General features: G+C 62.1%; 18 protein-coding genes. 8 read left to right on the top strand and 10 right to left on the bottom strand.

Annotated elements, in window-relative coordinates; translation table 11 throughout:
- The 5 genes from HNR59_RS14465 to HNR59_RS14445 all read right to left on the bottom strand — a co-directional run bounded on the left by HNR59_RS14465 (position 1) and on the right by HNR59_RS14445 (position 7624).
- A complete protein-coding gene (locus tag HNR59_RS14465; protein ID WP_183831734.1) occupies positions 1 to 969 on the bottom strand; it encodes an ABC transporter permease in 969 nt (322 codons plus the stop codon).
- Between the two features lie 96 nt (positions 970 to 1065).
- A complete protein-coding gene (locus HNR59_RS14460; RefSeq protein WP_246374722.1) occupies positions 1066 to 2658 on the bottom strand; it encodes an ABC transporter substrate-binding protein in 1593 nt (530 codons plus the stop codon).
- Positions 2659 to 3155: 497 nt separating this feature from the next.
- Positions 3156 to 4607 carry an aldehyde dehydrogenase family protein gene (locus HNR59_RS14455; RefSeq protein ID WP_183831733.1) on the bottom strand — a complete coding sequence of 484 codons (1452 nt, stop codon included), beginning with the start codon at positions 4605 to 4607 and terminating at the stop codon, positions 3156 to 3158.
- A gap of 113 nt (positions 4608 to 4720) precedes the next feature.
- A complete protein-coding gene (locus tag HNR59_RS14450) occupies positions 4721 to 6166 on the bottom strand; it encodes an aldehyde dehydrogenase family protein (RefSeq protein WP_183831732.1) in 1446 nt (481 codons plus the stop codon).
- 78 nt (positions 6167 to 6244) lie between these two features.
- The gene (locus tag HNR59_RS14445; RefSeq protein ID WP_183831731.1) at positions 6245 to 7624 is read right to left on the bottom strand and encodes an aspartate aminotransferase family protein; all 1380 of its coding nucleotides are present in this window, start codon (positions 7622 to 7624) and stop codon (positions 6245 to 6247) included.
- Positions 7625 to 7909: 285 nt separating this feature from the next.
- On the opposite strand from HNR59_RS14445, the gene HNR59_RS14440 reads away from it, so the two are divergent.
- Positions 7910 to 8872 carry a LysR family transcriptional regulator gene (locus tag HNR59_RS14440; protein WP_183831730.1) on the top strand — a complete coding sequence of 321 codons (963 nt, stop codon included), beginning with the start codon at positions 7910 to 7912 and terminating at the stop codon, positions 8870 to 8872.
- 15 nt (positions 8873 to 8887) lie between these two features.
- On the opposite strand, the gene HNR59_RS14435 is transcribed toward HNR59_RS14440, so the two are convergent.
- Positions 8888 to 10480: an AMP-binding protein gene (locus tag HNR59_RS14435; RefSeq protein ID WP_183831729.1), complete on the bottom strand. Its 1593-nt coding sequence runs from the start codon at positions 10478 to 10480 to the stop codon at positions 8888 to 8890.
- Between the two features lie 161 nt (positions 10481 to 10641).
- Between HNR59_RS14435 and HNR59_RS14430 the strand changes: the two genes are divergently transcribed.
- The 7 genes from HNR59_RS14430 (at position 10642) to HNR59_RS14400 (ending at position 16554) form a co-directional block, all read left to right on the top strand.
- Positions 10642 to 11379, top strand: a complete 738-nt coding sequence (locus HNR59_RS14430; RefSeq protein ID WP_183831728.1) for an enoyl-CoA hydratase/isomerase family protein — start codon at positions 10642 to 10644, stop codon at positions 11377 to 11379.
- A 72-nt stretch (positions 11380 to 11451) separates the two neighbouring features.
- A complete protein-coding gene (locus HNR59_RS14425) occupies positions 11452 to 12654 on the top strand; it encodes an ABC transporter substrate-binding protein (RefSeq protein WP_183831727.1) in 1203 nt (400 codons plus the stop codon).
- 10 nt (positions 12655 to 12664) lie between these two features.
- Complete coding sequence (locus tag HNR59_RS14420; RefSeq protein WP_183831726.1) at positions 12665 to 13462, top strand: ABC transporter ATP-binding protein; 798 nt, start codon at positions 12665 to 12667, stop codon at positions 13460 to 13462.
- A 52-nt stretch (positions 13463 to 13514) separates the two neighbouring features.
- Positions 13515 to 14204 (top strand): ABC transporter ATP-binding protein, encoded by a 690-nt coding sequence (locus tag HNR59_RS14415; protein WP_239801054.1) that lies wholly within the window; start codon positions 13515 to 13517, stop codon positions 14202 to 14204.
- Position 14205: 1 nt separating this feature from the next.
- On the top strand, positions 14206 to 15093 hold the full coding sequence (locus HNR59_RS14410) for a branched-chain amino acid ABC transporter permease (protein WP_183831724.1): 888 nt from the start codon (positions 14206 to 14208) through the stop codon (positions 15091 to 15093).
- Positions 15094 to 15124: 31 nt separating this feature from the next.
- Positions 15125 to 16066: a branched-chain amino acid ABC transporter permease gene (locus HNR59_RS14405; protein WP_246374742.1), complete on the top strand. Its 942-nt coding sequence runs from the start codon at positions 15125 to 15127 to the stop codon at positions 16064 to 16066.
- Positions 16063 to 16554, top strand: coding sequence for a thioesterase family protein (locus HNR59_RS14400; RefSeq protein WP_183831722.1), 492 nt, complete (start codon positions 16063 to 16065; stop codon positions 16552 to 16554). Before HNR59_RS14405 ends, HNR59_RS14400 begins: the two co-directional genes overlap by 4 nt.
- A 67-nt stretch (positions 16555 to 16621) precedes the next feature.
- On the opposite strand, the gene HNR59_RS14395 is transcribed toward HNR59_RS14400, so the two are convergent.
- Genes HNR59_RS14395 through HNR59_RS14380 form a run of 4 tightly spaced genes read right to left on the bottom strand, consistent with a single transcriptional unit; the run spans position 16622 to position 19673 of the window.
- Positions 16622 to 17824: an acetyl-CoA C-acyltransferase gene (locus tag HNR59_RS14395; RefSeq protein WP_183831721.1), complete on the bottom strand. Its 1203-nt coding sequence runs from the start codon at positions 17822 to 17824 to the stop codon at positions 16622 to 16624.
- Between the two features lie 14 nt (positions 17825 to 17838).
- Positions 17839 to 18294, bottom strand: a complete 456-nt coding sequence (locus tag HNR59_RS14390; RefSeq protein WP_183831720.1) for an acyl-CoA thioesterase — start codon at positions 18292 to 18294, stop codon at positions 17839 to 17841.
- Between the two features lie 18 nt (positions 18295 to 18312).
- Entirely contained in the window at positions 18313 to 19227 is a 915-nt protein-coding gene (locus HNR59_RS14385) for an SDR family NAD(P)-dependent oxidoreductase (RefSeq protein ID WP_183831719.1), read from the bottom strand.
- On the bottom strand, positions 19227 to 19673 hold the full coding sequence (locus tag HNR59_RS14380) for a MaoC family dehydratase (protein ID WP_183831718.1): 447 nt from the start codon (positions 19671 to 19673) through the stop codon (positions 19227 to 19229). Before HNR59_RS14380 ends, HNR59_RS14385 begins: the two co-directional genes overlap by 1 nt.
- Positions 19674 to 19791 lie beyond the last annotated feature (118 nt).

The raw sequence follows: 19791 nt of genomic DNA, 5'->3' as shown, positions 1-19791 counted from the left end.
TCAGGAGATGCCGATACGCGGATCGACGAAGCGGTAAAGAAGATCGGTGATGAAGTTAACCACGACCACGACCATGGCGGTGATCAGGAAGACGCCGAGCAGCACCGGATAGTCGCGCTGCATGAGCGCGTCGAACATGAGGCGCCCGATCCCCGGCCATGCGAAAACGGTTTCGGTCAGAATGGCGCCGCCGACGAGCTGGCCTGTCTGCATGCTGGCAAAGGTGAAAACCGGCAGGACCGCATTGCGCAGCACATGACGTCTGATGATCCGGCTGTTGGGAACGCCCTTTGCATGCGCGGTCTTGACGAAGTCGAGGCTCATCACCTCCAGCATCGATGCGCGGGTCAGGCGGGTGTAGACGGCGGTGTAGAACAGGCCCAGCGTGACGGTGGGCAGCACCATGTGATGCGCGATGTCCAGAACCCGGCGCCAGCCTGTGTAGCCTGCACCGATGGTTTCCATGTCAAAAGGTGGCAGCCAGCCGAGGTTTATGGAGAAAAGAAGCACCGACATCAGTGCGATCCAGAAGAGCGGCGTGGCATAGAAAAGCAGAGCCAGAGCAGTGATCACGCTGTCGAGTACGGAACCGCGGTGGCGCGCGGCCAGCACACCAAACAGAACGCCCGTGATCAGAGAGAAAATCAGGGCTGCGCCAGTCAGCAGCAATGTCGCAGGCAGACGGCCCAGAATAAGATCAAGAACGGGAACCTGATTGCGGTACGAGAAGCCGAGATCTCCCGTGAGAACGCCCGACAGATAGTTCCAAAGCTGGACCACGACAGGCTTGTCGAGCCCGAACTGCTGGCGCAGGTTTTCAACATACTGAGGATCGCCCGAACCGGCTTCGCCAGCCAGAATGGCAGCCGGATCGCCGGGCGCCAGCTTGATCAGGAGGAAGTTGAGGACAACCACGGCGACTATTACGACAAATGCCTTGCCTGTTCGCTGCAAGGTGAAGTTGAGCATAGGAAGTGGCTCCGAGATTGTCGTGAAATGGGGATAAGGGCATCCCGAAAGGAAACCCTTCGGGATGCCAGATGCACGATCTGAGGGACGCAGGAATTACCTGGCGATCCAGACCTCATCCATCGGCTCGTTCAGGCCGATGGCCGTGCGAACCGGGTTCCTGATCTTGTCGCGGTAGATGGTGGTGTTCTTCATATCGAACATCCACAGCACCGGCACTTCTTCCGCGAGAATCTGCTGGACCTTGGTGTAGGCCTCGGCGGCTTCGGCCTCATCGATGGCGTCAGCGGCTTTGCGGAACATCTCATCGACCTCGGGGTTCTCATAGCCGCCATTGTTGCCGGCATGGGTGCCCTTGACCTGGTTGTCGCTGAAGTAAATACGCGAGACACCCTGAGCCGGATGGCCGAACTGGTAGAGGAAGCTGAAAGCAAGATCGAAGTCGAAGTTGCCCATGGCCTGCAGCCATCCGCCGGCATCGACGGCCTGAATGCTGACGACGAAACCGAGTTCCTCAAGCTGCTGCTTGACGTATTCCGTCATGCGATCCCACGTCGAACCGTAAGGCAGGCCAAGAAGGCGAATGGGATGCTTCGAAAGGTCCACGCCCGAGTCAGCTATCAGCTTCTTTGCCAGCTCCATGTCATATGGATATTGCTGGATGTTCGGATCGTGGAACAGCATGCTTTCCGCAAAGGGGCCGGTCGAGACCTTGCCCTGCCCGAAGAAGATCGCATTGACGATGAAATCGCGATCAAGGGCGTGATAGACCGCTTTGCGGACATCCTTGTTCTTGAAGACCTCAAGGCGAAGATTCGGCTGCAGGAACATCTGCGGGGAGAAATATTCCCATCCGGCTGTCGTCGTCTCCACGCCCGGCAGGGACGTCAGGCTGTTGATGGTGAAGCCTTCGACGTCGCCGCCGCGCAGCAGATCGACAGTGCCCTGTTCAAAGGCGATGGCGCGTGACGCGGCGTCCGGGATCACACGGAAGTAGAGATCATCGATGTAGGGCTGGCCTTCCTTCCAGTAGTCTTCGTTGCGAACCAGATGGATGTAGCTGCCGCGCTGCCAGTCCTCAAACTTGTAAGGGCCGGTGCCGATCGGGCGGGTGTTGTTCGCATTGGTGCGGTAGTCGGTGCCCTGGTACAGGTGAGCTGGCATGATCGGGAACGAGCTCAGCTCGAAGCCGTACAGAAATGCCGAGAAAGGCTTTTTCAGCCTGAAGACCACGGTCAGGTCGTCAGGGGCGGTGACACTTTCGACATAGGCCTCCCGGATGAGGCGCCAGCGAGGATGGGCGTCGACCAGAAATTCCTCAGCCGCAAACACGACGTCCTTTGATGTGAAAGCTTCCCCATCATGCCATTTTACACCTTCCTGCAGGTTGAAGGTGTAGGTCAGGCCGTCTTCGGACACGGTCCAGCTCTTCGCAAGCTGCGGCAGGGGCTTCAGGTCTTCACGATATGTCAGCAGGCTCTGATAGATCTGGCCCGCCACATAGAGGGTGGGACCCTGTGTGTTCAGGCCCACTATCAGCATCGGTGGCTCGGGCTGAACGATCATGTTGAGGGTTCCGCCACGGGTGATTTCGGCGGAGGCGGCGCCATCCTGCGCCATGGCAATGCCGGTCATCGAGGCGCAGCCCAAGAAAACGGCTGTAACCAGCCGGGTAAGTGTTTTCCTCATGTAATTTTCTCCCAGCAAGAGGCGTTTTTGACGAGTCCTTGCTGTCACCCCTTGTTGGCCCAGATTAAGATGCATCTTAATGTGCTGTCAATGAGCCGTTGAGAACTTTGGAAAAAAGCTGTTATTCGCCAGTTCCAACCGGAATTTGATCTGTTTTGAACAGTTCATAAGTGAACATTATTCTTTTTGATGCATCATCTTTATTGAGGGCAGTTTGCATCCAGCCGGATACCGCGAAAAGCGGGTTCCAGACCCTGCAAAACATGCATCTGTGTGATGAGGCGCCGATCCTGATTCTGCGATCGCAGATCACCGGGAAATCGGATCTGAGAATACCGTATGTCACGGTTTCGGGCTGGTACGAGGCTCTGTTTTCCCGGCCGGAATGCGGCAGATATCGATGCGATATATGCCAGGGGCCGCAGCCCGGATGTCGGGCTGCGGTCCCGGAAGATCACGTTTTCATTCAGGGCCCGGCTCGTCCGGGCCGCAGCTGATCAGTCGTTCAGGCTCCAGCCAGAGATGAACTTGGAGTCCATGAACTCTTCAAGTCCCATCCAGCCGCCTTCGCGCGCCCGGCCGGACGCCTTGACGCCACCGAAGGCAGAGCCGGCACCGCGCGACTCTCCGTTCATCTCGATCATGCCGGCGTTCAGCTGGCGCGCCAGTCGATTGCGGCGGGCACCGTCCTGCGTCTGCACGTAGTTGGTGAGGCCGTAGGGCGTGTCGTTGGCGATCTCGACGGCTTCCTCTTCGGTGTCGAAGGGGATGATCGACAGGACCGGGCCGAAAATCTCCTGCCTTGCGATGGTCATGTCGTTGTTCACGTCTGCGAACACGGTCGGCCGCACGAAATAGCCGCGGTTGACGTTTTCAGGCAGGCCGGGGCCACCGGCGACCAGACGGGCACCTTCCTCGATGCCTTTCTGGATGAGGTCCTGAATCTTGTCCCACTGCTGCTTGCTCACCACCGGGCCGATATGCGCGCCGGGCAGATGCGCGCTGGCCACGGCGGTTTCCCCGGCAACGCGGGCAGCCGTTTCCACCGCCTTTTCGTAGATCTCGCGCTGCACCAGCATGCGGGTGGGCGCGTTGCAGGACTGGCCGGAATTGTTGAAGCAATGTCGGGTGCCCCGCACCACCGCGTCCGCATCGGCATCCGCGAAGATGAGGTTCGCGCCCTTGCCGCCGAGTTCCAGCGCCACCTTCTTCAGCGATGCGGCAGCGGCCTTGGAAATGGCGATACCGGCACGGGTGGAGCCGGTGAAGCTGATCATCTCGATGTCGGGATGGACCGAAAGCTGCGTTCCGACACCGACGCCATCACCATTGACGAGGTTGAACACACCGGCAGGCAGGCCCGCCTCATGCACGATCTCGGCAAACAGCATGGAGGAGAGCGGGGCGATCTCGGATGGCTTCAGAACGGCCGTGTTGCCGCCCAGTATGGCCGGAATGACCTTGAGTGTGACCTGATTCATCGGCCAGTTCCACGGCGTGATCAGGCCGACAACGCCGATCGGTTCCCATGCGACCATGGTGGTCGGTGCATGCGGCCCCAGCGGGCGGATGAACTCGAAATTCCTGTAGGCTTCGATGAAGGTCTCGATATGGTAGGTGCCGGCGCCCGTCTGCGAGGCAAGCGACATGTCCTGCGGGGCGCCCATTTCGAGCGTCATGGACTGAGCCATCTCCGCTGCGCGGCGCTTGTAGATGGCGAGAATTTTCTCGACATAGGAAAGCCGCTCGGCCGGAGAGGTCTTCGACCATGATGCGAAGGCCGCTTTCGCAGCTGCGACTGCACGGTCGGTGTCGGCCTGTGCGCCGATGCTGATGACGGCGACGGGCTCTTCGGTCGAAGGATCGACCACTTCAAGGTCATTCGCAGCGACAGGGTCTACCCATTTGCCGTCGATATAGAACTTGCGCTTGTCCAAAAGCTCACTCATGTCTTCCTCCATGCTGCGTACGACAGATAACGATATAGGCTTGTGTTCGGTGTGACACAAATCGACCGGCAGCGAAAATCCCCTGGGAGGGCTCCGCTGCCGGTCCGTTTATATCAAAGCGGGTTGGTGTAGGCCGTTTTGGAGCTGGTGAAAAATTCGCGCGCGGCGCGGCCCTGCTCGCGCGGGCCATAGCTCGACGCCTTCTTGCCGCCGAACGGAACATGGTAGTCGACGCCTGCGGTCGGCAGGTTGACGAACACCATGCCCGATGCGGAGCGGGTCTTGAAGTCCTCGGCATATTTCAGCGATTTCGTGCAGATTCCCGAGGAAAGGCCAAGGTCCGAATCGTTGGCGATGGCGAGCGCTTCCTCATAGTCGGCGGCCTTGATCACGCTGACGACCGGCCCGAAGATTTCCTCGCGCACATGCACCATCTGATTGGTGCAGTTGGCGTAGACCGCCGGCGACAGGTAGAAGCCGCGCTGCGGCCGTTCCAGAATCTCGCCACCGCAAAGACGCTCGGCGCCCTCGTCATCGGCGATCGCGATGTAGCGCAGGTTGGTGTCGAGCTGCTTCTGGTCCACCACGGGGCCGATATGGCTTGCGGGATCGAGGGCATTGCCGACCACCAGCGCACGCGTGCGCTTCGCCATTCCTTCAACCAGCGCATCGTGAATGGCCGGGGTGGCGATGATGCGGGTGTTCGACGTGCAGCGCTGGCCGGTGGAAATCACCGAGCCGCCAATGGCGCAGTCGATGGCGTTGTCGAGATCGGCATCGTCGAGCACCACGAGAGGGCTTTTGCCACCCATTTCCTGCTGCACCTTGCCGCCGCGCTCGGCAACGATGCCGCGGATGCCCCGGCCGGTTGCTTCCGAACCGGTGAAGGTGACGGCATCGACGAGAGGCGAACGGGCGATGGCATCACCAACGATACGGCCCTTGCCCATGACGAGGTTGAAGACCCCGGCAGGCAGGCCGGCGCGCGAGAGGATTTCGGCAAGCGCCCATCCGCAGCCGGGCGTGAGGTCGGCGGGCTTGAACACCACCGTGTTGCCATAGGCGAGGGCGGGCGCGATCTTCCATGCCGGAATGGCGATGGGGAAATTCCATGGCGTGATCATGCCGATCACGCCGACTGGTTCGTGTCGTACCTCGACGCGCACGCCGGGCCGGATCGAGGCGATGGCGATGCCCTCTACGCGCAGGGCTTCCTGCGCATAGAACTTGAAAAGCTGTGCTGCACGGGTGGCTTCCCCGATGCCTTCGGCGTGTATCTTGCCTTCCTCGCGGGAGAGCAATTCGCCAAGCTCTTCACGGCGTGCCATCAGCTCGGTGCCGACCCGCTCCAGAATTTCCGCGCGGAACTGCGGCGTCGCCGCCGCCCATTCCGACAGTGCGGCGCGCGCGGCGGCAATGGCATCCCCGGTCTGTTGTGCACTCGCCTGAGCATAGTGGCCGATCACATCATCGAGATCCGACGGGTTCCGGTTTTCGGTGAATTCGGCGGCGGCCACCCATTCCCCGGCGATGTAGTTGTGCTTTTCGTTGCGGGACATTCGACGGATCCTGTTCCTGAAAGCGCGGCGCCATCCCTGACCAGGGAGGTGCCGCGCTATGGTTTGCTGGCGGCGTCTTCAGGCTGAGCCGATTTCGCTTTCGACCTCGCGCAGAGACTTTGCGATGATTTCAAACATCTCGTCGGCCTGCGCCTTCGTGATGATGAGCGGCGGGCAGAAGGCGACCGCGTCGGCCATGTTGCGCGAAATCAGGCCGTTGCGCTGCATGGCGGCATTCATCAGTCCGCCGAGCTTGCCGACCGTGCTGACCGATTTCGTTGCCTTGTCGTTGACCAGTTCGATTGCGGAAATGAGGCCGACGCCGCGTACTTCGCCGATCAGCGGGCTTTCCTTCAGTGTCTCAAGGCGCTGCAGGAAGTGCGTGCCGACCTCGCGGGCATTGGCGACGAGATCGCGTTCCCTGATGACGGCGATGTTCTCCAGCGCCACGGCAGCGCCAAGCGGGTGCCCGCCGCCGGTGAAGCCATGGCCGAAGGTGCCGATGCTGTGGCTCTCGTCGGCAAGCGGCTGGTAGAAGCGGTCGTTCATCATGATCGCGGAGAAGGGGACGTAGCTCGATGTGATCTGCTTGGACATCACGATCACGTCGGGGCGGATGTCGTAGGTGATAGAGCCGAACATCTCGCCGGTGCGGCCGAAGCCGCAGATGACTTCGTCGGCGACGAAGATGATGTCATACTTTGCAAGAACGGCCTGGATCTTCTCGAAATAGGTTTTCGGCGGAACGACGACGCCGCCCGCACCCATGACCGGCTCGGCCCAGAAGGCGGCGACGGTGTCGGGGCCTTCCTTCTGGATCAGTGCTTCCAGATCGTTGGCGCAGCGGGTGGCGAACTGCTCCTCCGTCTCGCCGTCGCGGCCTTCCTTCCAGTAATGCGGCGCGGTGGTGTGCAGCACGCGGTCGATCGGAAGGTCGAAGGAGCGGTGATTGTTCGGCAGTCCCGTCAGGCTTGCCGAGGCGATGGTCACGCCGTGATAGCCGCGCGTGCGGGCGATGACCTTCTTCTTTTCCGGCTTGCCGAGCGCGTTGGAGCGATACCACACCATCTTAAGCACGGTGTCGTTGGCCTCGGAACCGGAGTTCGTATAGAAGACCTTGCTCATCGGCACATGGGCGAGTTCAACCAGCTGGTCGGAAAGTGCGATGGCCGCCTGATGGCTCTTGTGCCCGAAATTATGATAGTAAGGCAGCTGCTTCAGCTGCTTCGTGGCAGCGTTGATCAGGCGATCCTCCTGAAAGCCGACGCCTACGCTCCACAGGCCCGAAAGACCCTCGATATAGCGCTTGCCGCTGTTGTCGGTGACATAGATGCCCTGACCGCTTTCGATGATCATCGGTCCGACGTCCTGATGGCGGCGGGCATCGGTGTAGCCATGGAAATGGTGGGCGATGTCGCTCGCTTCCGGCGTTTTGTCGAAGTTCTTCAGTTCGGTCATCGTTTCTGTTCCTGTGGTTGCCGCGCGCCCGATGGGCGCTGGTTTCGCCTGGTCCGGCCGGCGTCACGCCAGCCAAAATGGTTCAGAAGGCGGGCCGCGTACGCGCTTTGCGGCGACCGGCCCTGCCGGACAGGGGCAGAGGTACAGCCTGCAAGGCTGCCTTGCGCATCATCCGCCAGCTTCTTCCTTACCTTGCGCTATCCGATCGGTCGCTTCGCGTCGATATCAGTTTGCTTGACCAAAGTTTGATGAAATGAAAACTATTGGCAAATCGAGGACAAAGACATGACACCGCTCAGCAAGCCGTTCCGCGGCAATCTTTCCGACGCCGATATCGCAAGTCTGCGCGAGTTCGTGGAGATCGTCGAAGCCGGTGGCATAACGGCGGCGCAGGCCCGGCTAGGCAAGGGAAAATCCGCTATCAGCCTTGGTCTCAGCCGGCTTGAGGGGCGTCTGGCGATGCGCCTTTGCGAGCGCGGCAGGTCCGGGTTCCGGCTGACGGAGCAGGGGCAGATGGTTCACTCCGCCGCGGTCCAGCTGCTGGGGGAGATCGGCCGGTTCAACGATTTCATTGGTGCAGCCACGCAGAAACTGGAAGACAAGGTCACGCTGTTCGTGGACGACAGTTTCCTGTTCGAGTTCGGTGAACCCATGTCGCGCGCCATTGGCCGCATCAGCGACCGCTATCCCGGTTTGCGGCTGACCATTCGCATGAGTTCACCCGATCACATCTATGCGTCGGTTCTCGAAGGTGTCGCCGATCTTGGCTTCACCGCGCTCAGCCGTCACACGGATGCGCTTGCTGCCACCCCTGTCTGCACAGAGTGGATGGGCATTTTCTGCGGCCGCCAGCATCCTTTGTTTGACATGGACGATGCCATGATCACTCCCGCTGAACTGCGCAGGCACAGTTTCGTTGCCACGGAGGTCACGCAGGAGGAGGCTTATTCCGAGTTTGTCCGGGGGCTGATGATCAGGGCGACAGCGCCAACCATCCTGTCGCGCATGCTTTTGGTGCTGTCGTCACGCTATCTGGGCGTCGTGCCCATCTCCTTTGCGCAGCACTGGGTGGAGAAAGGCGATATACGCGAATTGCGGGCGGAAGGCAGCCGCACCGCCAATACCTGCTATCTCATCCATCGCAGGGCCCGCCCGCTCGGCCTTGGCGGAACCATTTTCCGCAACATGCTGATCGACGAGCTTGCGCTTGCCGGCGCCACGACCGGCACAGTTCCGGACGAAAGCTGAGGACGCAGCCGTCCGTCAGCGCCTCACCTCGCCATCATAGGTGTCGGGGGTCACGCCTTCCTTGCGCAGCAGATGCTTCTGCACCTTGCCTGAGGCCGTCTTGGGCAGGTCGTCCAGAATGCGGATATAGCGGGGCACCATGAAGCGCGGCAGCGCCTTTTCCAGCTCTGCCTTCACGGCGACGGGATCGATGGTCGCGCCTTCGACCGGCGTGACGACGATCAGCACCTCGTCCTCGGTGAATTCGCTCGGAACGGCGACTGCCGCGCATTCGCGGATAGCGGCGATATTCAGCACTTCGCTTTCAAGCGCAAAGGAGGAGATGTTTTCCCCACGGCGGCGGATGACGTCCTTCAGCCTGTCGACGAAGAAATAGGTGCCGTCCGGCGTGCGGCGGAAACCGTCGCCGGTGTGGAACCAGCCGTTGCGCATGGCCTCCACCGTGGCGGCCGGGTTGTTGTAGTAGCCGCTCATCAGCGCCCATGGACGGTGGGTGCGCACAATCAGCTCGCCCACTTCTCCGTCGGCAACTTCCATGTCGTTCCCGTCGACGATGCGCAATTCGTACCAGCGGCGCGGTTTGCCGGCGATGCCCTTTTCCGTGATGCCGGGGCCGGCCACCATGGGGCTGGCGATCTCGGTCATGTTGTAGATGGTCCAGGCATCTACGCCGAAGCGCTTTGCAAACAGCGGTCCATCCTCGCCGAAGGGGGTGATGAAGGCACGGCGCAGCGGATGGTCGCGCTCGCCTTCGGCCAGCGGCTGCTTGAGCAGGAAACTCGCCATGACCCCGAGCAGCAGGCAGTAGGTCGAGCCGGTTTCGCGCACGGCCTGCCAGAAGGTGCCGGTCTTGAACTCGCGCATCATGCCGATGGAAAGCCCGCGCGCCAGCATCGCATAGACGAACAGCGTCGAGCCGCAATGGAAGATCGGCCCGCAGATCATGCAGCGGTCGTCCGCCTCCACGCAATCGAAGGCGTCAGGGCCCATGGTATAGAGCTGCGTATAGCTGCTCATCACGCCCTTGGCGTTTCCGGTGGTACCGGACGTGTACATGATGGCGTAAAGGTCCCACGGCTCGACCGGCTGCGAAAGCTCCAGCAAGGCGGGTTCCTCCGCCTCAGCATCGACCAGTGGGCGGATGTCGAGACTTGCGATAGCGGGTGCGTCGCCCTCGCACACCAGAACGGTCTGCACCTTGCCGGGTGAAACCTCGCCGAGGCGCTCGACCAGCGGTGCTGCGGCGATCAGCAGCGGCGCGTCGGCATCTTCGAGGATGTGTTCCAGCACGCGTCCGCGCGCGCCGGTGTTGATCGGCACATAGACCGCGCCAAGATAGTTTATAGCGAACCAGGTGCACAAAAGGTCGGGCCCGTTGCCCATCAGGCACAGCACATGGTCGCCGCGTTTCACGCCGGCGCGGGCAAGCGTCGTGGCGCGTATCCGTACCCGCCTCAGCGTTTCCGAATAGCTCCACTCCGGGCCCGGCCAGAAATGGACGAAGGGCGCATCCGGGTTCGATTGCGCATAATTTTCAAGGATATAGCGGAGCACCGCGCGATTGCGATCAAGTGCGGGTTCAGGTGCGAGCGCAGGGCCGGTCGTCATCTATCCGGGTCTCCTTCCTGGGGGCATCGGGACTTTTGCACCGCAATATGCCCGATGAAAATATGCCTTGCAAAGTTCAAAGCGGATATGCAACATACTCGGTAGTATGTCAAAGCGGTTTCTTCACAGAACCGCGAAGAAGGCCCGTTTTGGGAGGATTCATGTCTGGAGTATCGACGGTGTCGGAAGGCGCTGTGGCAACACTGCGCTTCGATCGCGGCGGCAAGGCCAATGCGCTCAATGCCGAGCTGATTGCCGGTCTGGAGAGTGCCGCGCTGGCGCTCGCGCAGCGGGCCGACATTGCCGTTGTCGTGCTGACCGGAACTCCTTCCATCTTCGCTGCGGGTGTCGATCTCAGGGATGAGGCTCTGTGGAAGCCGGGTGCCGGCGATGTCGAGCGGGCGCAGGCCATGAATGCCGGCGGTCGCATGACGGATGCGTGGCGCCGGGTTCCCCAGCCGGTCATCGCTGCCCTTGAAGGGCCGGTGATTGGCGGCGGTGCCATTCTGGCGCTGACGGCGGATTTCCGCGTCATGGGCGCTTCCTCCTATCTGCGCTTTCCCGAAATCCGTCTCGGCATGACGCTTGGCTGGGGCGGTCTGCCGCTTCTGGTCGAGCGCGTCGGTTCGACGCGGGCTAAGCGCATTCTGTTCTGTGACGAAAAGATCGGCGCTGACGAGGCGCTGTCGCTCGGCCTGTGCGACCGTGTCGTGACTGACGGCTCGACTGAGACCGAAGCACGAAGCTGGGCTGCCGGGGTGGCAGAGGCACCTTCGCTTGCCTTGCGCATGACCAAGGCCGCGATCGATGCTGAAACCCGCCAGAACTGGGCGGCGGCCAGCGAGGGCGATCAGTTTTATCTCGCCCGGCGCGTCCTGGAGGATGCCAGTCATTCATGATTTCGGGGGATGTGCGGCGGTTCGCGCATCCGGGTTCTGGCACGCCTGTGTGCCTGATGGAGGAGTAGTGGAATGAAAAATCTGAAGACCATCATTCTGTCGACGGTGTTCACTTTGTCGGCAACGGCGGTTTTCGCCGAGCCCTACCGCATCGGTGTCCTGACCGACATGTCGGGCATGAATTTCGATCTCGCGGGGCAGGGCTCTGTCGTCGCCGCGCAGATGGCGGTTGAGGATTTCGGCGGCAAGCTGCTGGGCGAGACGGTCGAGGTGATTGTCGGCGACCACCAGAACAAGCCCGATGTCGGCTCGACGCTGGCCCGCACCTGGATCGACTCTCAGAACGTGGTCGCTGTCGTCGACGTGCCGACCTCGTCGGTGGCGATGGCCGTGCAGGAAATCACCCGCCAGACGGACACCGCCTTCCTGATCTCGACGGCCGGTTCCTCGGCGCTGACCGGCGAGGCCTGCTCGCCCTCCACCGCGCAGTGGACCTGGGACACCTTTGCCATGGCTAACGGCACCGGCCGCGCCATGACGCTGGAAGGCGCCAAGAAGTGGTATTTCATCACCGTGGACTACACCTTCGGCCACGCGCTTGAGGCTGATACCACGCAGGCCGTTCTGGCGGCCGGCGGCGAGGTTGTGGGTTCCGTGCGTCATCCGCGCGAGACCACCGACTTCTCGTCCTACATCCTGCAGGCGCAGGCTTCCGGCGCGGACGTGATCGCGCTCGCCAATTCCTCCGGCGACACCATGACGGCGCTGAAGCAGATGCAGGAATACGGCATCACCGATGCCGGGCAGAAGATTGCCGGCATGCTTTTGTTCCTCACCGACGTGCAGGGCGTTGGCCTCGATATCGCCAAGGGTCTGACGCTCACCACCGCCTTCTACTGGGATATGGATGACCAGACCCGCGAGTGGTCGGCCCGCTACAGCGAGCGCATGGACGGCAAGAAGCCCACCATGGTTCATGCCGGCGTCTACTCGGCCGTCACCAACTATCTGAAGGCCGCCGAAAAGGCCGGTGAAGCCAAAAGCGGCTCGAAGGTGATGGAAACCATGCGCGGCATGGACATCAACGACTTCTTCAACCGCAACGCCTATCTGCGTGAAGACGGCCGCGTCGTCCACGACATGTTCCTGGTCCGCGTGAAGAAGCCGGAAGAATCCACTTCAGCCGGTGACCTTTACGAAGTGCTCGCCACCATCCCGGGCAAGGAAGCCTTTGCCTCCGTGGAAAACAGCGCCTGCCCGCTCGTCAAGAAGTGATCGGATAACGATGACCACCCATCCAGCCGCGGTTCGCTCCGATGCTGGCGCCTCCCGTGCCGTTCTTTCGGCACGGGGGCTGACCAAGCGCTTCGGGCCCTTCCTTGCCGTGAACAATGTCGACATCGACATTCATCATGGCCGGGTGCATGCGCTGATCGGCCCGAACGGCGCCGGCAAGAGCACGGTGTTCAACCTGTTGACCAAGTTCTATACGCCGACGGCGGGGCGTATCGTGCTGGACGAAACAGATATCACGGCGATGGATCCTGCGCGCGTGGCGCGCATGGGCATGGTCCGCTCGTTCCAGATTTCCGCCACCTTCGGCGACATGTCGCTGCTCGACAATGTCTGTATTGCCCTGCAGCGCGCCAACAATCTCGCGGTGCAGTTCTGGCGGCCGCTTTCCAGCCTCGACAGGCTTCGCCCGCGCGCCATGGAACTGCTCGACCGTGTCGGCCTTGCCGATATGTCGCAGCGGCGCGCCGCCGACCTTTCCTACGGCCGCAAGCGTGCGCTGGAGATCGCCACGACGCTGGCGCTCGAACCGCGTGTGCTTCTGCTCGACGAACCTCTGGCCGGCATGGGCCATGAGGACGTGGAGAACATGGCCTCCCTGATCTCGACCGTCGCACGCGATTGCGCGCTGCTCATGGTCGAGCACAATCTCAAGGTGGTTGCCGATATCGGCCACGAGATCACCGTTCTGCAGCGTGGCGAAGTTCTGGCGCGCGGCGATTACGCCACCGTCAGCACCGACCCGCGCGTGCGCGAAGCCTATATGGGGTCTGAAGATGGCGGGCACTGATCCGGTTCCTGCGGCCGGCGCCGCCCCGCGCGGCGGGGGCGCGGCTGCGCAGCTGAAGGTACGCAACCTCGAAGCGTGGTATGGCGAGAGCCATGCCCTGCACGGCGTCGATCTCGACGTTTTTGCGGGCGAGACGGTGACGCTGCTTGGCCGCAACGGTGTGGGCAAGACCACGACGCTGCGCGCCATCATGGGCATCATCCGCAAGCGCAAGGGCGACGTCGAGTTCGAGCAGCGCTCCATCATGCGCCTGCCGCTGCATCGCGTGGCCCGCACAGGCCTCGGGTTCGTGCCGGAAGAGCGCGGCATCTTCGCCAGCCTTTCCGTCGAGGAAAACCTGCTGCTGCCGCCGGTGGTGGCCAAAGGCGGCATGAGCCTTGAGGAAATCTACAACATCTTCCCGAACCTGCTGGAGCGGCGCACCAGCCCTGGCACCAAGCTTTCCGGCGGCGAGCAGCAGATGCTGGCTATCGCCCGCATCCTGCGCACCGGCGTGCGCATGATCCTGCTGGACGAGCCGACCGAGGGGCTCGCGCCCGTCATCGTGGAGCGCATCGGCGAAATGCTGAAGGTTCTGAAGTCGCACGGCCTGAGCGTGCTTCTGGTCGAGCAGAATTTCCGTTTCGCAGCACGCATTGCCGACCATTTCTACGTGATGGACCACGGCAAGATGATCGACAGTTTCTCCGTGTCGGAATTGCCTGCGCGCACCGAGGCGCTCAACACGGCTCTGGGGGTGTGAGATGACGATGATCTTTGGAGTGCCTTTGCCTGCCCTGATGGGGCAGTTGCTGATCGGACTGATCAACGGGTCGTTCTACGCATTGCTGTCGCTGGGACTGGCCGTCATCTTCGGACTGCTGCGGGTGATCAATTTCGCCCATGGCGCCTTTTACATGCTGGGTGCCTTCGCGGCGTGGATGCTGCTGGCCTACGCCGGCATTGGCTACTGGGGCGCGCTCATCCTTGCGCCGCTGATCGTCGGCATCGTCGGAATGGCGATCGAACGGCTGATGCTGCGCCGTCTCTATGGTCTCGACCATCTCTATGGCCTGCTGTTCACCTTCGGTCTGGCGCTGCTGCTGGAAGGCACGTTCCGCCATTTCTTCGGCACATCCGGCCAGCCTTACACTGCGCCGGAAGCCCTGAGGGGCGCGACCAATCTGGGCTTCATGGTGCTGCCCAACTATCGCGGCTGGGTCGTCGTTGCCTCTCTGGTCATCTGTCTCGGCACCTGGGCGGTGATCGAGAAGACCTCGATCGGCGCCTATCTGCGCGCGGCGACCGAGAATGCCACGCTGGTGCAGGCTTTCGGCGTCAACGTGCCGGTGTTGCTGACCGTGACCTACGGGTTCGGCTGCGCGCTTGCCGGCATTGCCGGCGTGCTGGCTGCTCCCGTGTTTCAGGTCAGTCCACTGATGGGCTCGAACCTGATCATCATTGTGTTCGCCGTGGTGGTCATCGGCGGCATGGGCTCCATCCTTGGCGCCATCGTCACCGGCTACATGCTCGGCATCATCGAGGGTCTGTGCAAGGTCTTCTATCCCGAAGCCGCGAATATCGTGGTGTTCGTCATCATGGCCATCGTGCTCCTGCTGCGCCCGGCCGGGCTTTTCGGAAAGGAGACCTGATATGAGCGCCATTCCTACCGAAGCCGCCGACATGCCGTCCCGTCGCAGCCCTCGTTCGGGGTTCATCCTTCTTGCGCTCGTGGTCGCGGCGCTGCTCGTCGCGCCCATGTGGGTCTATCCGATCTTCATGATGAAGCTTCTGTGCTTCGCGCTGTTCGCTGCCGCCTTCAACCTGCTGCTCGGCTATACGGGGCTGCTGTCCTTCGGCCATGCCGCCTTCTTCGGCGGCGCTGCCTATGTGACGGCCCATGCCATGAAAGTGTGGCAGGTGACGCCGGAAGTGGCGATCCTTGCCGGCGTCGGTGCGGCCATCGTGCTGGGTCTGATCATCGGCGCCATCGCCATCCGCAGGCAGGGCATCTACTTCGCCATGATCACGCTGGCCCTAGCGCAGATGTTCTACTTCTTCTGCCTGCAGGTTCCGTTCACCAATGGCGAGGACGGCATTCAGGGTTTTTCGCGCGGCAAACTGTTCGGGCTCATCGACCTCAACGACACGATGAACCTATATTACTTCATTGCCGTGATGACGGTGCTGAGCCTGATGCTGATCTGGCGTATCGTGCATTCGCCTTTCGGACAGATCCTCAAGGCCATCCGTGAGAACGAGCCGCGCACCATCTCGCTTGGCTATTCCGTGCAGCGCTACAAGCTCGCCGCCTTCGTTATGTCGGCTGGTCTCGCGGGTCTCGCTGGCAGTCTCAAGGCGCTGCTGTTCCAGTTCGCGACGCTGACCGACGTGGCATGGAACATGTCGGGCGAGGTGATCCTGATGGCGTTGCTGGGCGGCATCGGCACCATGGCGGGGCCTGTGGTCGGCGCAGGCATCCTCGTCGGATTGCAGAACTTCTTTGCCACCTCCGGTTTCCCGGTCACCATCGTTCTGGGCGCTACCTTCATGATCTGCGTGCTTCTTTTCCGGCGTGGCGTGGTGGGTGAAGTCCGGCACTGGCTGGACAACCGCAAGGCATGACCGACAGGCGCGCTGCGGCGAGCTTCACCCGCAAGACGCGGGTGGGGCGGGAATGGGTGGACTATAATGGCCACATGGCCGATTTCGCCTATGCCATTGCCTTCTCCGAGACCATGACCGCCTACATGGATGAGATCGGTCTCGACGCTGCCTATCGTGCGGCCACATCCGCCACCCTCTATACGCTCGACATGCGCATCGGCTATCTGCGCGAATGCCATGAAGGCGATGCGCTGCAGCTGTCGCTGCATGTGCTGGCGGCGGATTCAAAGCGTCTGCATGGCTATCTGGAAATGCACAATGCCGGCGGCACGCTGCTTGCCTGGAGCGAGCTGATGATGCTGCATGTCTCGCAGGCAGGCGGGCAGCCGAAGGCGGCGGCGTTTCCGGCGGAAGTGGCGGCACTGCTCGACCTTGCCGTTGTGGACAGCGCTGAAATCCTTCCGCTTCCTCACCTTGAACGGCAGATCGGTCTTTCCCGCACCTGAATGATACACAACGAAAAAGGGGCGGTGGAAATGTCCACCGCCCCTTTTTCGTTTTCGATATCGGTGCTCAGAGCACTTCGAACAGGCCGGCAGCGCCCATGCCGCCGCCGATGCACATGGTCACGACCACATAGCGCGCACCACGCCGCTTGCCCTCGATCAGGGCATGGCCCACCATGCGGGCACCCGACATGCCATAGGGATGGCCGATGGAAATGGCGCCGCCATTGACGTTGAGCAGTTCATCGGGAATGCCGAGCTGGTCGCGCGAAGGAATGACCTGCGCGGCGAAAGCCTCGTTCAGCTCCCACAGGCCGATGTCCTCGACCTTGAGGCCATGGATTGCCAGCAGCTTGCGCACGGCCGGCACCGGGCCGATGCCCATTTCCTCGGGGCCAACGCCAGCCACGGCAATGCCGCGATAGAGGCCGAGCGGGGCGAGGCCGCGCTTTTCGGCTTCGCTGCGCTCCATCAGAACGGACGCGGAAGCGCCGTCGGAAAGCTGCGAGGCGTTGCCGGCGGTGATGAAGCGGCCTTCGGCAATGCGCTGGCCGTCCCGGAATACCGGCTTCAGGCTGGAAAGGCCTTCGAGCGTGGTTTCAGGGCGGTTGCCCTCATCCTTCGCCAGCGTCACTTCCTTCTCGGAAACGGCACCGGTCGCCTTGTCCGTCACCTGCATGATCGTGGTGAGCGGAACGACTTCCGCATCGAGACGACCGGCGGCCTGTGCGGCGGCGGTACGCGTCTGCGATTGCAGCGCGTATTCGTCCTGTGCCTCGCGGCTCACGCCATAGCGGTCGGCCACGATCTCGGCGGTTTCCACCATCGACATGTAGGTCTGCGGCAGATGCGCGTCGATCCACGGATCGTGCCAGTGCGAGGTGTTCATCTGGGGCGTCTGCACCAGCGAAATCTGCTCGACGCCGCCACCGACAGTGATCTTCATGCCGTCGGCAAGGATCTGCTTGGCCGCGATGGCGATCGCCATCAGGCCGGACGCACACTGGCGATCGACGCTCTGGCCGGGAACCGTGACCGGCAGGCCGGCGCGCAGCAGGCCGGTGCGGGCGATGTTCATGTGGGTGGTGCCCTGCTGGAGTGCTGCTCCGACCACGACATCCTCGACCTCCGCCGGATCGATGCCGGCGCGGGCGACGGCATGTTCGATGGCGTGGCCGATCAGGCGCGGCGCGGTCGTGGCGTTGAAGGCGCCGCGATAGGCCTTGCCGATGGGGGTGCGCGCGGTCGAGACGATTACGGCTTCTTTCATCTGCTTCTCCTGATTCAGATATCGGTCGGTGCGGCGAGCGCGCGGGCGCAGGCCAGCAGCGGTTCGGTCAATGGTACGGGGCGGCGCGTGGCGCGGTCCACATAGACATGCACATAGGTGCCTCGTGCCGAGCACAGCTCGGAGTCGGCGGAAAACAGGCCAAAACCCCAGTTCATGCTGGTGCGCCCAACCTTCTCGACCCGCACGCCGACCCACAGTTTGGTGGGAAAGGTGATTTCGCTGAAGAACTGCGCGCCGTTCTGCACGACGAGACCGATGGGATCGGTTGCGTCGTGCGAAAGGTCCAGCGCGCCATGTTCGATCAGCGACATGTTCAGCGCCGTATCGAAATATTTCAGATAGGCCACGTTGTTGAGATGGCCGTAAATGTCTGAATCCGCCCATTGCAGCACCGTTTCCTGATGCCAGGGATAAGCGCTTCGGGTGAGAGGGGTGAGGCGTTCGCTCATGGCTCTTTCTCTGTCGCCTCAGGCCCTGCCGAGCGCGGCGCGGGCGTTGGCGAGAATGCGGTCGACGTGACGCAGGCCTTCCGGCGGCTCGATCGGATTCTCGAGGCTGGCGATGCGGTCGAAATTCGCGCCGACCTCATCCGGCGTAAACGGCTTGCCGGTGAAGCACACGCCCTCGCTCTCGACCACGGCAAGGCGCGCCACGGTGCCGGCACCGGCCAGCAGCACCGTGCGCGAAGGAGCATCCCGGCTCACCAGCCAGACGGCGGCGGGCGAGACAAGTTCGGGTGCCAGCAGTTCAAGCATTTCCTCGCTCATCATGTCGCCGGTCATGCGGGTGGCGGCAGTCGGCAGGATGGCGTTGACATGGATGCCATATTTCGCGCCTTCGAGATGCAGCGTGTTCATGAGGCCGAGCACCGCCATCTTGGCCGCGCCGTAATTCGCCTGTCCGAAATTGCCGTAGCTGCCGGAGGTGGAGGAGGTGACGAGGACGCGGCCGTAGTTCTGCTCGCGCATGGTCGCCCATACCGTCTTGGTGGCGATGGTCGTGCCCATCAGGTGAACGTCGACCACGGCCCTGAAGTCATCGATCGTCATCTTGGCGAAGGTCCTGTCGCGCAGGATGCCGGCGTTGTTGACCAGCACGTCGACACGGCCGAAAGCCGAAAGCGCCCGCGCGACCATGGCCTCCATGTCGGCCTCGGAGGTGACGTTGCCGCCATCGGCGATGGCGCGGCCGCCCGCCTCGATGATCTCACGCACCACGGCTTCGGCGGCTTCGGTCGATCCGCCCGATCCGTCACGCGCGCCACCGAAATCGTTGATCACCACGGCTGCGCCGTGTGCAGCCAGCATCAGCGCGTGTGAGCGGCCGAGCCCGCCGCCTGCGCCGGTTACGATTGCGACCTGATCCCTGAAGCTGACCGACATCAATTCTCTCCTTCCATAACCAGCACGAGCCATTCGGCTATCATGGCCGGCTTTTCATTGCCTTCGATTTCGACCTCGACGCTGAAGCGTCTGAGCTTTCCTGCGCCCTTCGGCTCCTGCGAGAGCAGAGTGAACTTGCCCCGCACGCGGGCGCCAACCGGAACGGGAGCCAGAAAGCGGACCTTTTCAAACCCGTAATTGATCTCGACAACGCCCGCGGCCGGGCGGGGCAGGGCGGTGTGCGTAAAGTGGGTGAGCAGCGACAGCGACAGGAAGCCGTGCGCGATGGTGCCGCCATAGGGGCCTTCTGCCTTCGCCCGTACGGGATCGACATGAATGAACTGATGGTCCAGGATCGCATCCGCGAACCGGTCGATGAAAGGTTGATCGACCTCGATCCAGTCGGATGTCAGCGGTGTGCCGGGAGTGTGGATCCGGTCATTCATCCGGTCTTTCCTTTGATTTAATGTGTGTTTCGCCCTGTCGGCAATTGCAACATACTCAGTAGTATGTTTAATTGTGCCCGTCCAGCTTATATCGCCATCGCAAGATGGATGAGCGCCA

Source organism: Aquamicrobium lusatiense (assembly GCF_014201615.1).
GTDB lineage: Bacteria > Pseudomonadota > Alphaproteobacteria > Rhizobiales > Rhizobiaceae > Mesorhizobium > Mesorhizobium lusatiense.
Note: the sequence above shows the minus strand (reverse complement) of the source record. Positions and strands in the feature narration are given on the sequence as shown.

Bases quoted from the DNA above. Each gene is read 5' to 3' on its own strand.
- HNR59_RS14465 (WP_183831734.1), bottom strand. From the start codon at position 969: ATGCTCAACTTCACCTTGCAGCGAACAGGCAAGGCATTTGTCGTAATA.
- HNR59_RS14460 (WP_246374722.1), bottom strand. From the start codon at position 2,658: ATGAGGAAAACACTTACCCGGCTGGTTACAGCCGTTTTCTTGGGCTGC.
- HNR59_RS14455 (WP_183831733.1), bottom strand. From the start codon at position 4,607: ATGAGTGAGCTTTTGGACAAGCGCAAGTTCTATATCGACGGCAAATGG.
- HNR59_RS14450 (WP_183831732.1), bottom strand. From the start codon at position 6,166: ATGTCCCGCAACGAAAAGCACAACTACATCGCCGGGGAATGGGTGGCC.
- HNR59_RS14445 (WP_183831731.1), bottom strand. From the start codon at position 7,624: ATGACCGAACTGAAGAACTTCGACAAAACGCCGGAAGCGAGCGACATC.
- HNR59_RS14440 (WP_183831730.1), top strand. From the start codon at position 7,910: ATGACACCGCTCAGCAAGCCGTTCCGCGGCAATCTTTCCGACGCCGAT.
- HNR59_RS14435 (WP_183831729.1), bottom strand. From the start codon at position 10,480: ATGACGACCGGCCCTGCGCTCGCACCTGAACCCGCACTTGATCGCAAT.
- HNR59_RS14430 (WP_183831728.1), top strand. From the start codon at position 10,642: ATGTCTGGAGTATCGACGGTGTCGGAAGGCGCTGTGGCAACACTGCGC.
- HNR59_RS14425 (WP_183831727.1), top strand. From the start codon at position 11,452: ATGAAAAATCTGAAGACCATCATTCTGTCGACGGTGTTCACTTTGTCG.
- HNR59_RS14420 (WP_183831726.1), top strand. From the start codon at position 12,665: ATGACCACCCATCCAGCCGCGGTTCGCTCCGATGCTGGCGCCTCCCGT.
- HNR59_RS14410 (WP_183831724.1), top strand. From the start codon at position 14,206: ATGACGATGATCTTTGGAGTGCCTTTGCCTGCCCTGATGGGGCAGTTG.
- HNR59_RS14405 (WP_246374742.1), top strand. From the start codon at position 15,125: ATGCCGTCCCGTCGCAGCCCTCGTTCGGGGTTCATCCTTCTTGCGCTC.
- HNR59_RS14400 (WP_183831722.1), top strand. From the start codon at position 16,063: ATGACCGACAGGCGCGCTGCGGCGAGCTTCACCCGCAAGACGCGGGTG.
- HNR59_RS14395 (WP_183831721.1), bottom strand. From the start codon at position 17,824: ATGAAAGAAGCCGTAATCGTCTCGACCGCGCGCACCCCCATCGGCAAG.
- HNR59_RS14390 (WP_183831720.1), bottom strand. From the start codon at position 18,294: ATGAGCGAACGCCTCACCCCTCTCACCCGAAGCGCTTATCCCTGGCAT.
- HNR59_RS14385 (WP_183831719.1), bottom strand. From the start codon at position 19,227: ATGTCGGTCAGCTTCAGGGATCAGGTCGCAATCGTAACCGGCGCAGGC.
- HNR59_RS14380 (WP_183831718.1), bottom strand. From the start codon at position 19,673: ATGAATGACCGGATCCACACTCCCGGCACACCGCTGACATCCGACTGG.